At 71.8% G+C, this 12,447-nt stretch carries 10 protein-coding genes; 4 read left to right on the top strand and 6 right to left on the bottom strand.

Annotated elements, in window-relative coordinates; translation table 11 throughout:
- Positions 1-37: 37 nt before the first annotated feature.
- Entirely contained in the window at positions 38-2,296 is a 2,259-nt protein-coding gene (locus tag BZZ08_RS20175; protein WP_104633659.1) for a hypothetical protein, read from the bottom strand.
- Positions 2,297-2,520: 224 nt separating this feature from the next.
- Here BZZ08_RS20175 and BZZ08_RS20170 point away from each other — a divergent pair, with 224 nt between their 5' ends.
- Positions 2,521-5,352 carry an AAA family ATPase gene (locus BZZ08_RS20170; RefSeq protein ID WP_241965520.1) on the top strand — a complete coding sequence of 944 codons (2,832 nt, stop codon included), beginning with the start codon at positions 2,521-2,523 and terminating at the stop codon, positions 5,350-5,352.
- A 61-nt stretch (positions 5,353-5,413) separates the two neighbouring features.
- Here the strand turns inward: BZZ08_RS20170 and BZZ08_RS20165 are convergent, their stop codons facing one another.
- Positions 5,414-6,355, bottom strand: a complete 942-nt coding sequence (locus BZZ08_RS20165; RefSeq protein WP_104633657.1) for an alpha/beta fold hydrolase — start codon at positions 6,353-6,355, stop codon at positions 5,414-5,416.
- Between the two features lie 235 nt (positions 6,356-6,590).
- On the opposite strand from BZZ08_RS20165, the gene BZZ08_RS20160 reads away from it, so the two are divergent.
- Positions 6,591-6,935: a hypothetical protein gene (locus tag BZZ08_RS20160; protein ID WP_104633656.1), complete on the top strand. Its 345-nt coding sequence runs from the start codon at positions 6,591-6,593 to the stop codon at positions 6,933-6,935.
- A 382-nt stretch (positions 6,936-7,317) separates the two neighbouring features.
- Here BZZ08_RS20160 and BZZ08_RS20150 read toward each other — a convergent pair whose 3' ends face one another.
- Both BZZ08_RS20150 and BZZ08_RS20145 read right to left on the bottom strand, forming a co-directional pair.
- Positions 7,318-7,809 (bottom strand): hypothetical protein, encoded by a 492-nt coding sequence (locus tag BZZ08_RS20150; RefSeq protein ID WP_104633655.1) that lies wholly within the window; start codon positions 7,807-7,809, stop codon positions 7,318-7,320.
- A 203-nt stretch (positions 7,810-8,012) separates the two neighbouring features.
- Entirely contained in the window at positions 8,013-8,915 is a 903-nt protein-coding gene (locus BZZ08_RS20145; protein WP_104633654.1) for an RNA polymerase subunit sigma, read from the bottom strand.
- A 215-nt stretch (positions 8,916-9,130) separates the two neighbouring features.
- Between BZZ08_RS20145 and BZZ08_RS20140 the strand changes: the two genes are divergently transcribed.
- Both BZZ08_RS20140 and BZZ08_RS20135 read left to right on the top strand, forming a co-directional pair.
- Positions 9,131-9,865, top strand: coding sequence for an alpha/beta fold hydrolase (locus BZZ08_RS20140; RefSeq protein ID WP_104633653.1), 735 nt, complete (start codon positions 9,131-9,133; stop codon positions 9,863-9,865).
- A gap of 96 nt (positions 9,866-9,961) precedes the next feature.
- Positions 9,962-11,317, top strand: a complete 1,356-nt coding sequence (locus BZZ08_RS20135) for an NAD(P)/FAD-dependent oxidoreductase (RefSeq protein ID WP_104633652.1) — start codon at positions 9,962-9,964, stop codon at positions 11,315-11,317.
- A 35-nt stretch (positions 11,318-11,352) separates the two neighbouring features.
- Here BZZ08_RS20135 and BZZ08_RS20130 read toward each other — a convergent pair whose 3' ends face one another.
- Entirely contained in the window at positions 11,353-11,907 is a 555-nt protein-coding gene (locus tag BZZ08_RS20130; RefSeq protein ID WP_104633651.1) for a hypothetical protein, read from the bottom strand.
- A gap of 193 nt (positions 11,908-12,100) precedes the next feature.
- On the bottom strand, positions 12,101-12,352 hold the full coding sequence (locus tag BZZ08_RS20125; RefSeq protein ID WP_241965519.1) for a hypothetical protein: 252 nt from the start codon (positions 12,350-12,352) through the stop codon (positions 12,101-12,103).
- Positions 12,353-12,447: the final 95 nt, after the last annotated feature.

Raw genomic sequence — 12,447 nt, 5'->3', positions numbered from 1 at the left:
GCCGTACCTGGCTGTCAGACGACCGGCTTTCTCCGGCCTAGCCCTTGGGGAGCCAGTCCGTGAAGATCTCCGGCAGGCGGTTCAGGTCCTCGGCCGTGACGGTGACGAGCCGCAGGCCGTGGAGGCGAGCCAGTTCCCGCTTGCGGGCGACCTTCGCCGCGTACGTCTCCCGCGTCATGAGGCCCAGGGCCTCGACGAACGTGCCGTCCGCCAGGCGCCAGTCCGCCCGCAGGCCGGTCGTGTTGAGCTCCGGGTGCCGCGGGTAGGCGGGCTCCGGTTCGTGCGCCACGCCCCGGTGGTGGAGGAAGTCGTCCACGTGCCGCTCGAACAGGGAGCGGCACAGGTGTCCGTCCGTGGCCTTGGTCGCCGTACCCATCGAGGTGCGGACCCCGTCCGTGAGGAGCCCCGCGTGCGCCAGCCACTCCGTCCAGGTGCGGGCCGGGCGGAGCGGGCGCGCGCTCAGCACCGCGGAGCCGGGGCGCGGCAGCAGGAAACGGCAGAGCAACACCTCGTCGACCAGGGCGTGGTCCTCGAAGGGAACGCCGACACGGTCCAGCTGGGTGAGGGACGGCGGCCCGGAGAACTCGGCCTCCGCCAGCCTGCGCAGCGCGTACACGATCGCCTCCGTCCACGCCCCGTCCACTCCGGTGTCCCGCAGCACTCCGCCTCGCGCCAGGGCACAGCAGCCGTGGCAGTAGAACAACCCCGGACGGGCCGACTGGGCGGAGCGCCCGCAGAGCCGGCACGGCCCGCGCTCTGCCAGGTTCACGGGCGCGCCGAAGAGCGCCTCCAGCGCTCGCCGGTAGTACGAGTTCTCCGCCGCGTCGTCGATGAGCGGCGGCAGCAGGCTGCCGGCCCGCGCAGCGAGCGCCTCCCCGTCGTCGGGCCTCGTGTTGAGCCACCGGCGGTGGAGCTCCGGGATCAGCTGCTGCGCGGCGGCCGTCACCCGGCTGTAGCTGTTGACGGGGCTGATCTCGGCCGGCGCGACCGCGGCACGGCGGTTGTGCCGTTCCACCTCCTCGTGCGGTGTGCCCCAGGTCACGAGCAGGGGATGCACGCCGTGCCGGAGCAGCAGCACCGTCAGCGGTTCGGCGAGCGACGCGGCGTACACGGTGAGTGTGCCCGAGTCCGGGTCGAACCAGCCGGCCTCGGGCAGTCGGCTCCGGGGCACGCCCGGCTTGGAGAGCCGGATCGACCACTTGTCCCCGCCCGCGACGACCACGGCGTCCGGGAAGCCGTCGAGGGACGCCAGGTCCTCGGGAGCGTCCACGTCCACCCCGTGCGCGCGCAGTGCGTCGAGCGCCTCGGCGCGCACCCGCTCGTCCACCAGGGTGAGCGGGCCGTCCGGCTCGTGGTACTGCCCCACCTCCACGCCGGATCCGTCCAGGACGAGGATCCGGGTGTGGTGGAAGACGGACCGGGTGACGGCGCGCAGGTCACGGAAGTCGTGCGGCGAGGTCCGGTATGCCTCCCAGGCGTCCAGGAGCGGCCGTGCCTCGACGTCCCGGCGCCGACGCGCGCGCTCGCGCTCGGTCTCCCGGCCCCAGACCCCGCCGGCGGCGCGGTGGCGCAGACCGGTGCGCAGCCGGACGGCGAGGCGTTCGGCGAGCGCCCGGCGCAGGTCCGGCTCGACACCGGACGGGGCCGGCTCCCTCTCCACGCACCGGTCGGCCTCCCGCCGGTGAGTGGCCAGGTAGTCGTCCACCAGGGCCCGCACGGTCTGTCGCTCGGGCAGTAGGACCCGGACCGAACCGACCGCGTACCCGAACGCCTTCTGCTCGGCCCACGACACCGGCTCGTCGCGGCTGGGTTCCCAGTCCACGTCGTCGCCGTCCGCGCCGTCCGCGTCCTCGTCGTCGTAGAAGCGGCTGGTGTTCTCGAGGTCGTAGAGCTCTATCCATCCGTGACAGCCGACGGGCACCCCCGTCTCCTCGGTCAGCTCGCGGATGCTCTCGCTCGTGACGTGCAGGGCGCTGCTGTAGAGGTAGCCCATGTGCCGGTCGAGGACGGACCCGCCGTGGCAGGGCGGGGCGGTGACCGACACGGCACGCGTGTCGTAGTCGTTGTCGGGCCGGGGGACCAGACCCACGCGTACGGGTATGACGGCACGGCCCTTCGCCTTGGGCGCCGTCGGCCTGATGTCCACCTTCCGAAGCCGCTCCAGAATGAACGAGCGCAGGGCGGGGACGGAGTCGTCGAAGACCGCGAACCCCGGGGAGTAGTCCTTACCCGGATCACCAGGGATCATGAGGAGCCCCACGTCAGGGGCGTACTGGATGGTGTCACGGCTCGACATGCGCGAATTGTGCCAAAGGCATATGCGGTTCCGTGACTCGGGGCAGGCGGCCCACGGATGGACGGCGGGCCCGAGCCTGGCCGCCTAGTGGGTTCGGCGCGCTCGCTGCCACGAAGGCGTGTGCTCCGGGAAATGAGTCATGTCCCTCCGTCCGGTGACACCCCGCCGCTGTGACAGGCGGTCGATGCTCACCGCGCACGGCACCGCGACGCTGGACGGTTCAGGTGGACGCTCCGATAGGATGCGGGGACAAGGACATGGCGGAGCGGTACTTCCCGGCGAAGGCGGACATAGTGCCTGACATCGCGCCGTTGCGGGGGCGTCGCGGCGAGTTGGCGGAACTGGAAGCGCTGGTGAGCCGTGCCCGCGGGGGCCGCAGTGGGGCGCTGGTCGTCTCCGGTGAGGCGGGTGTCGGCAAGACGGCGCTCCTGGACCACCTCACGGCACGGGCCGCGGCACGCGTCCGCACCGAGTGCATCGTGGCCTCCCAGTCCGAGATGGAACTCGCCTACGCCGGCCTTCAGCAGCTCTGCGGGCACATGATGGGCGCGGCCGCCCGGCTGCCGACTCCGCAGCAGGAGGCGATCGAGGTGGCTTTCGGGCTGCGCAGCGCGGCCGCGCCGAGCCCGTTCCTCGTGGGGCTGGCCCTGCTGGGGCTGCTCACCGAGGCCGCCGAGGAGCAGGCACTGCTGTGCGTCGTCGACGACGCACAGTGGCTCGACCAGGCGTCCGCGCGCGCCCTCGCCTTCGCCGCCCGGCGTCTGGACGCCGAGGGCATCGCCCTGGTGCTCGCCATGCGGCAGCCCGACCCGGTGTTCGCGGGCCTGCCTCACCTGGTCGTCGAAGGGCTCGGTCACGAGGACGCGTGCGAACTGCTGCGTCTGGCCGTGCCCGGTGGTCTCGACCTGCGGGTACGCGACCAGTTGATCGCGGAGGCCCGCGGCAATCCCCTCGCCCTGCGTGAACTGCCCCGGGCCCTGAGCCCGGCCCAGATCGCCGGCGGTTTCACCCTGACCGGTTCCCTGCCGCTGGAAAGCCGCATCGAGCAGAGCCTGGTCGTCCAGCTCGCCCCGCTGCCCGCACCGGCGCGCCTCCTGCTGCTGCTGGCGGCCGCCGAGCCCACCGGTGACCCGGGGCTGCTGTGGCGTGCCAGCGCGGTACTGGGACTGGGGCCGGAAGCCTTCGACGCGGCCAAGGACGCCGATGCGTTCGTCGTCGGCACCCGGGTCGGCTTCCGCCATCCGCTGGTGCGCTCGGCCGTGTACCGGGTGGCGTCACCGGCGGACCGGCGTCGCGTCCACGCCGCTCTGGCGGACGTCACCGGCGCCGAGCACGACCCGGACCGCAGGGCCTGGCACCGGGCCAGCGCGACCCTGCAACCGGACGAGGAGGTCGCCGCCGATCTGGAGAAGTCCGCCGTGCGTGCGCGAACCCGCGGCGGCGCGGCGGCCGCCGGCGCGTTTCTGGAGCGGGCGGCGGAGCTCACGCCCTCGCCGTTCCGCCGCGGGCAGAGGCTGATCGCGGCCGCCGAGGCCAAGCACGACGCGGGCGCGTCGGACGCGGCCCTGCGCCTGCTCGAGTCCGCCCGCGCCCTGCCCCTCACCGCGCTCCAGGAGGCGCTCGTGGTGCGGCTGCGCGCGCGGGCAGGATACGCGCTGCGGCGTGACCGCAGCGGGGCGCAGCACCTGCTCGACGCGGCACGGGGACTCGAAGGGCTCGACCCGGTCCTGGCCCGCGACACCTACATCGAAGCGCTCGCGGCGGCGACCTACGGCGGCAGGCTCGGCGACGCCGAGCAGGTGGCCGCCGTCGCGCACGCGATTCTCGGCGCCACGCCCGCCGCCGACGAGACCGACCGGGCACGGGACCTGATCCTGCGCGGACAGGCGCTGCTCGCCACCGAGGGGCAGGCGGCGGCGCTCCCCATCCTGCGACGGGCGCAGCGTGCGTTCCTCGAGCAGGCGCCGGACTTCCTGGAACTGCACTGGATGTGGTTCGCCTCCCGCGCCGCCCAGGACCTGTGGGACCCCGCCGGGCTGCGTGCGCTCGCCGACCGGCAGGTCGAACTCGCTCGTGCCGAAGGCGTCGTCACCGTACTGCCGATCGCCCTGAGCCTGCTGATACTCGTGCAGACCATCGACGGCGACCTGGACGCTGCGGAAGCCTCCTGCGACGAGATCGACGCCATCAAGGAGGTCACCGGCAACCCGCTGCCGCCGTACGGACGGCTCCTCCTCACCGCGTACCGGGGGCAGGCCGACGAGGCGGAGCGCCTGGCCGAGCGGGTCCGGGCCGACGGTCGCGCCCGCGGCGAGGGGCAGGCGCTGAGCGCGGCCAACTTCTCCGAGGCGGTCCTCTACAACGGCCTGGGCCGCTTCGCCGAGGCGGTGGCCCGCGGCCGGCACGAGCTGCCGTACACCCACGAACTGAACCTCGCGATGCGCACGCTGGTCGAACTGGTGGAAGCGGCCACGCACACCGGTGAGCGCGTGCTCGCCGAGCAGGCACTCGAGCAGTTGGCCGGCGTCACGCGGCCGGTGGGCACCAGTTACGCGCTGGCCGTGCTGGAGATGGCCGAGGCGCAACTGCGGGCGGGGGACGAGGCCGAGAAGCTCTTCCTGGACGCGATCAAGCGCTTCGAGCACGAGCGGATCCCGATCTGGGTGGGGCGTTGCCGCCTGCTGTACGGCGAGGCACTCAACCGACAGGGGCGGTCCGCCGAAGCGCGTGAACAGCTGCGCACGGCGCACCGGGTGCTGACAGCCTGCGGAGTGAATGGATTCGCCCAGCGCGCCGCGGACGAACTGCGCGCGAGCGGTGAGACCTTGCGGGTCCACGCACGGGGGTCGGCGGCGCGGCTCACCGAACAGGAGCTGAACGTGGCGCGCCTGGCCCGCGAGGGACTGACGAACCGGGAGATCGGCGCCCGCCTGTTCATCAGCGCGCACACCGTCGAGTACCACCTGCGCAAGGTCTTCGTGAAGCTCGGCATCAAGCGGCGCACGGAGCTGAAGCCCGCCCTCGCCGGACTCACCGCGACCGCGTCGAGCGTCTGAACGCCTGCGCCCGTGAGCCGGACTCCCCTCCCGCTTCCGCACGCGGGCGACGGCACCGGGGTCAGGAACCGACTTGGTGCGCACGGAGGAACGCCAGGACGGAAGCGTCGAACCGTGCGGGCTGTTCGAGGTGCGCGAGGTGCCCGGCCTCCTCAAGGACCGTCAACTCGGCCGTGTCCAGGCGTTCGTGCAGCAGGGCGGCCCATCGTGGTCCGCAGATGAAGTCGTGACGGCCCGCCAGGACCAGGGCCGGTGGGGTGAGGACGGGCAGTTCGTCCCGGACGTCGAAGGGAGATTCCTCCCCCAGGGAGGGTGCCGCGTACATGCGCAGCGTCCGACGAGCGGGCGCGAACTCCGCCTGTCTGCCCCAGTAGTCGAAGAGATAGGCCGGCATCAGTGTGCGCAGGACGGCGGTGGCGCCGTCGTCGTCCAGCAGGCCGAGACGGGACGTGAGGGCCGCGGCGTAACCCGCGACCTCCGGACGGTCCTCGACGTGATCCTTCACGAACCGTTCCATGGCGGTGACTGCGGCCGACCAGAACTCCTCGTCCGCGACCGGTGAGGTGTCGTAGAGAACGAGGGCAGTGAGCCGTGCGGGATGGTCGAGGGCGTACCGCTGGGCCACGAAACCACCGTGGGAGTGACCGAGCAGGGCGAACCGTGGCACGTCCAGGTGTTGGACCACGGCGTCCAGGAAGCGCGCGTACGTGGCCACGGTGTAGTCGCGCGGATCCGGGAGCCGACCGGAGTCGCCGGTGCCGACCGGTTCGATGTAGACCATGGTCAAGGAGTCCTCGAGACCGGGCATGCGCAGGTATTCCCAGCCGATGCCCGGCCCGCCCGAGTGAGCGAGACACACGGGGCCCGAGCCGGCGACGTGGTAGCGCAGTGCGACGCGGGCGGGACCGTGCGGAACGGTGATCGTGTGCGTGCCGGGGGACAGGGGCGAGGAGGGATCTTCGGGTGTGCGCGGGAGAATCCCCGGCCGATGCGTGTGCTTCACGTCGTCCCATGATCCGTGCGGGGCAGCAACATCACAAGAGAGAACACAACGAGTGATGACACTGTTATGCATCCCCTCCTGGTCGGGCGGCTGGCTCGCCGTCCCCTCGCGAGCGAGAGATATGATGGTGTGACACGATCTGCCGCACGCCCGGGCGCCGCCCCGGTGGCGTCTCGCGAGGCGGTGGCCGCGGCGTCGTGGGCATGACGCGGGACACCTATGGCTGGAGCACACCATGGATGCGAAGGACGAGGCCGAGCGCGGCCTGACGGTCATACAGGACTACCTGTACTGGGACTCCCACCGCCGGGCCGCTCACCGCCGCGCGGCGGAGTTCGCCGCACACGTGCCCGGACTGAGCGAAGGACAGAAGACCGACCTGGAGTGGTGGTACGTCGAGGAGCAGATCGGCGTCTCACGCGCCATCGCCCGGCACCTCACCGATCAGATCACGCTGGTGGAAGCGCGTCACACCAGACGCTACGCCCGGCTGCGTCGGACGTACCGCGTGGCGCTGGCCGTGCTCGCGGCGACCGTGATCGTTCTGCTCGTCCTCCTGGTCCTGGTGGCGGCGGGCTGAGCGGCTCGGCCCCGCCGTACCCGACCGGTTCACTCGGAGCGTGAGCTGCTGTCCGTGCTCGATGCGCGGGAGCGGGTCATGGTCGTCGGCGCGGTGCGCAGACTGCCGCTCCTCCTCGAAGCGTCGGCATTGAGGCGACCGCTGAGACCGGCGGAGGAGACGCCCACGCCCCTATGGATCACGACGTTGTCTTTGGAGCGTGTGAAGGTGCGATACACTCTTCACAGTGTTCACGGCGTTGGGTTGGACACCCCACACACGGCGCCGAGAACGCTCCCCTGCCACCTAGAGCCTGGCGGGGGCACTGTGCCCCGGACGCCACCGATCCCCCGCGAGTCGGCGTCCGGGGCCGCTCTCGTGGGCCGGAGGGGACTGCCCGGGATCATCCGGCGCGGTAGAGGCCTCGACCGCTGCGCCGGACACGCGAAGTGCCGACGAGGCGGTCGAGCGTGCTGCGAACGGCGTTGATGCTCCCGCTGTCGGTGGCCCGGCCCAATGCCACCGCCACGTCCCGGGCGCGCACGTCGGTGTCGCCGACCTGCGCGAAGTACTCCATGATCTGTTCGGTCAGCCTGCCGTACGTGCGCTCCGTGCCGGCTCTCGGCCGGGCCGCGGCCCGCACCGGACCTGTGACACGGCGCCGCGCGGCGTCGCCGGCGGTCTCCGGCGCGGCCCCGGAGGCCGTTCCCGCCGCGGGGGATGCCATCACGACTTCCAGAGCCCCCAGTGCCCGCTGAACGGTGTCGAGATGAGCGACGACCGCAGCAAGCTCCCTCTCCAGCGCCCGCCTCTGCAGTTCCAGGCGGCTGAGATCGGCCTGGAGGCTCTCAGCCGTGACTTCGATGTCGCGTGTCGAGCGAGATGCCGGAACCATGTCTTCCTTCAAGGAGTGCTGGAACGTCGTCGTCGTCGTCGTCGGACGGCTCCCACTGTCACCGTGATGAAGATGTGGTGGCGATACGGTGGAAGCCCACCTGCAATTGTTGCCACTGACACGTGGAAAGCGCAACGGGTGAGCGCACCCTGCGCACCGAGTCCCCGGCCGGTGGTACCTTCCGGCACCTTCCGGCAGTCTCCTCAGACGTGCTGAACCGTTCCGTGTCCGTCGGCGGGCGGGTGGGGGCGGTTCCACCCGCGCAGCTTGTCAGGGTTCAGGACGGCCCAGACGTGTGTGACGCGCTGGTCGGTGACGTCGAAGCTGATGACGGCGGCGACCCGGTCGTGGTGGCGCACGACGATCGCGGTGCGACCGTTGGCCGCCTGGAGGTGGAGGACGGTGCGGGGGCGGGGGGCGAGGAGTGTGAGGAGGGCCCGGGCGACGTGCTGGTCGCCGTGCACCGGCCTGGTCAGCGCACGGATCTTGCCTCCGCCGTCGAAGAACGCGATGGCGTGCCGAGACAGCAGGGACACCAGATGCCTCGCGTCGTTGAGTACGCAGGCCTGCCGGACGGCGCGGACGATCCCGTCGTGCTGGTGCGACGGGGTGGGATGCGCGCGGTCGGCACGCAGGCTGCGGCGGGCGCTCTCAGCCAGCTCGGCGCACTCGTGCGGGGTCCGTCCGACGATGTCGGCGACCGTCCGAGGGGGCATGGCGAAGACGTCGTTGAGCACGAAAACCGCCCGTTCGGACGGGGAGAGAGTGTCCAGGGCGTTGAGGAGGACGTCGCTGATCTCCTCCGACAGGGCCTGGTCGGGCTCGATGCCGGGGCCGGCGTCCACCTCCCCAGGGCCCGGCAGTTGGCGTGCGGGTGCGGACAGGCGCGCCAGACAGATGGCGCCCGTGCTCTTGGTCAGCCAGACACACGGATCGCTGATGCCCGTCCGCTCGTCGTCGGTCAGGCCGTACCACCGGCGGTAGGCCTCGGTGACGGCTTCTTCGGCCGTCGGCCCGGCGCCCAGCATCCAGCGAGCGACGTCGATCAGATGCTGTCGCTCGTCCAGCAGCTCCGCGAGCGGTGTCGTGTCACCGGTCCCACCCATGAGGTGTCCTCCCTCTACCGGCACCGCATCGCCACCACCGCGGTCGGCTGGCCGTGCCCTCGGCAGTGCAGACCGCACAAGCGCGGATCATGTGACAACTGGAGGCCGCGACGGAGACGGAGAGGGGAGCGGAGACGAAGGGAGGATACAACCGTGTGACACTGTGAGGTGTCGCCGACCGCACGCGACCTCGTCCACCGACGAAAGGGTCCACCATGCCCGCGATCCTGATCCACGGCGTTCCCGACACCCACCATGTGTGGGACGGTGTGCGCCGTCATCTGACCAGGTCCGACACCGAAGCGTGGGACCTGCCCGGCTTCGGCGCCGAGCGCCCCGCCGGCTTCGGTTCCACCAAGGAGGAGTACGTGGACTGGCTCGTCCGGCGACTGGAGCGGGTCGGTGAACCGGTGGACCTGGTCGGGCACGACTGGGGTTGCATTCTCACCCTCCGCGTCGCCTCCCTGCGCCCTGACCTCGTCCGCACCTGGGCCGGAGGCAACGGGCCGGTCGACGCCGGGTACGTCTGGCATCCGCTGGCCAGGATCTGGCAGGACCGGGTCCAGGGCGACCGCTACATGGCCGAACTGCGCGCGGAGCCCTTCGCGGAGGAGGTGGCGGCAGGCTTCGACGTACCCCTCCACCTGGCCAGGGAGATGGCGAGCCGCGTGGACGAGCCGATGAAGGACGCGGTGCTCAGGCTGTACAGGTCGGCGCTCACCATGGGAGCGGAGTGGCAACCGGAACTGTCCGCGGTGTCCGCGCCGTGCGTCGTCTTCTGGGGAGCGCGGGACCCCGCCTGCCAGATCGAGTTCGGGCGCCGGCTGGGTGACTCCCTGCACTCCAGTGAGGTGGTCGAGATGGACTGCAACCACTGGACGGTGCTCCAACGCCCGGCGGAGGTCGCGGAGATCCTGGAGAAGCACTGGAGCGCGCACGCCGCCGCCTGAGGGGCGGACGGGAACGCCGGCACCGGGCCCGGTGCTGTCACACGGGGCGGTGCCGGCCGGTCTTGAAGGGTGAAACCAAGAGAAACAGAGGACACCGTGCGTGAGATCCTGATCGTGGGCGGCGGTTACGCGGGCTTCTACACCGCGTGGGGCCTGGAGAAGAAGCTGCGGCGGGACGAGGCGCGGGTCACCGTCGTCGACCCGCGCCCCTACATGACGTACCAGCCGTTCCTGCCCGAGGTGGTCGCCGGTTCGGTGGAGGCCCGTCATGCCGCGGTCTCGCTCCGACGGCACCTGCACCGCACCCGCCTGATCGCGGGCTCGGTCACCGAGATCCGCAACAGCGCGCACACGGCGACGGTCCGGCCGCCGTCCGGGCCGGAGTTCGACCTTCACTACGACATGCTGGTGATGACCGCGGGAGCCGTCACCCGCACCTTCCCGATCCCGGGCCTGAGCGACCAGGCGTTCGGGCTCAAGCACGTCGAGGAGGCCGTGGCGATCCGCGACCGGCTGCTCACCTCCTTCGACCGCGCGGCGACCCTGCCCCACGGGCCCGAACGCCGTCGGCTGCTCACCGCCACCGTCGTCGGTGGCGGGTTCTCCGGGGTCGAGGGTTTCGGTGAACTGCTGAGCCTGGCATCCGCGTTGCTCAAGCACTATCCCGAGATCGGGGCGGAGGAACTCGCCTTCCACCTGGTCGAGGCACGGGGGCGCATCCTGCCCGAGGTCACCGACCGGCCGGGGGAGTGGGTGGTGCGCTCGCTGGAGAAGCGTGGTGCGCGGGTGCACCTGAACACCCAGCTGGTCTCCGCGAAGGACGGCCGCGTGGTGCTGTCGGACGGAACGGAGTACGACTCGGAGCTGCTCGTGTGGACGGCCGGCAACGCCGCCAATCCCATCGTGCACAACCACACCGACCTCCCCGTCGACGCACGGGGTCTGCTGCTGGTGCGCGCGGATCTCCGCGTCGGGACGGAGAGCGAGTTCGTGGCGGACGTGTGGGCGGCCGGTGACGACGCCTCCGTGCCCGATCTCGCCGCCGGCCGGCCGGACGCCCGCACGGTGCCCAACGCCCAGCACGCCGTCCGTCAGGGCAAGCGGCTGGCGAAGAACATCCTGGCGTCACTGCGCGGCCGGCCCACCAAGGACTATGTGCACCACAGTCTCGGCGTGGTGGCCACCCTCGGGCTGGGCCGCGGCATCTTCCAGTACCGGCGTCTGGTCATCAAGGGATTCCCGGCCTGGCTGATGCACCGCGGCTACCACGTACTGGCCGTACCGAGCTGGGAGCGCAAGGCACGGGTGTTCGCCGTCTGGGTGACCGCCGCCTTCTTCGGCCGCGACGTCATCTCCCTCGCCTCGGTCCAGCACCCGAGGGAGGCCTTCGTCTCCAGCGGTGACCCACGGCGAAGCGAGAAGTCCTCCGACGCGGACGCCGTCGCCCGATGAACCCCCGGTAGACCCCGAGGACACGGCAGGGCGGCTCAGCGCTTGGCCGCGCGGTACAGACCGCGGCCCACCCGGCGGACACGGGACTGACCGACCAGACGGTCGAGCGTGCTCCGGACGGCGTTGATGCTGCCGCTGTCGGTGTCGCGGCCAAGAGCGGACGCCACATCCCTGGCCCGGACGTCGGTGTTTCCGGCGTCCGCGAAGTAGGCCAGGATCTGTTCGGTCAGCTTGCCGTACGACTTCGAGCCGTCGGCGTCACCCGTGCTGGAGCCGTCCTCCGCACGGTCCCCGTCATCGGCACCCTCCTCCGCCTGGTCCGCGGACGGCACGGCCGCGGGCACGGGTGCCGTCGTGGCCGGCGCCTTGGCGACCACGTCCGCCGGACGGGCTGCCGCGGACGAGGGAACGGACTCGGGCATGAGGGCCTGCAGGGCGCTGAGGGCCCGTTCCACGGAGCCGAGATGAGCGGTGACCGCGGCCAGTTCCCGCTCCAGTGCCTGCTTCTGGATCTCCAGCCGGGCCAGGTCCTCCTGGAGGCCCTCGGCGGTGATCTCGATGTTGCGAGCCTTGGGGGTCACGGAGACCATGCGTTCCTCTCGTTCTCACCCCTTGTTCCGGCGGGGCCGCCCGATGCGGGCTCCGTCACTCGGCCCGGCACCGGGGGCAGGATACCCGCACCGCCGGGAAACGGCCCACGTCGGGCGGCGAGCGCGGCGGGCCGGCGGCGCGGCGACCACGGTGTCCGTCGCGACGCGCCACCGGACCCGCCGGTCCGCTCCGTCAGGCCCGGCCCCGCTGCGAGCGGCCGGGCCCGGCGCCGCTCTCCTGCCCCTCGGGAGCCTCGCCGTCGGTGGGCCCGGTCACCGGGCGCCGCAGTCGCCGTAGGCTCTCGGAGACCGCGTCGATACGTGCGTCCACCGAGTCGATCGCCTCTCGGAGCAGGCTCAACCGCCCCTCGAGCAGGGCGGCCTCCGCCGCCAGCGACGCGGTGGCGGCGGCGGGATCGGTCTGCCGGTCAGTGCTTTGGGACATCCCTCGTCCTTCCTCAGCTCGTGCCGTCGGCTCGTGAACCGTCGACATCGCATTGACCGGACAGTCCCGGGCGCTGTGACAGCCCTGGGCGAGGC

It is taken from the genome of Streptomyces sp. MH60 (genome assembly GCF_002939385.1).
Classification (GTDB): Bacteria; Actinomycetota; Actinomycetes; order Streptomycetales; family Streptomycetaceae; genus Streptomyces.
This window is presented reverse-complemented; position numbering and strand designations above follow the sequence as displayed.

Coding starts and splice junctions, on each gene's coding strand:
- BZZ08_RS20175 (WP_104633659.1), bottom strand. CDS start 2,296: ATGTCGAGCCGTGACACCATCCAGTACGCCCCTGACGTGGGGCTCCTC.
- BZZ08_RS20160 (WP_104633656.1), top strand. CDS start 6,591: ATGGATGCGAAGGACGAGGCCGAGCGCGGCCTGACGGTCATACAGGAC.
- BZZ08_RS20150 (WP_104633655.1), bottom strand. CDS start 7,809: ATGGTTCCGGCATCTCGCTCGACACGCGACATCGAAGTCACGGCTGAG.
- BZZ08_RS20145 (WP_104633654.1), bottom strand. CDS start 8,915: ATGGGTGGGACCGGTGACACGACACCGCTCGCGGAGCTGCTGGACGAG.
- BZZ08_RS20140 (WP_104633653.1), top strand. CDS start 9,131: ATGCCCGCGATCCTGATCCACGGCGTTCCCGACACCCACCATGTGTGG.
- BZZ08_RS20130 (WP_104633651.1), bottom strand. CDS start 11,907: ATGGTCTCCGTGACCCCCAAGGCTCGCAACATCGAGATCACCGCCGAG.
- BZZ08_RS20125 (WP_241965519.1), bottom strand. CDS start 12,352: ATGTCCCAAAGCACTGACCGGCAGACCGATCCCGCCGCCGCCACCGCG.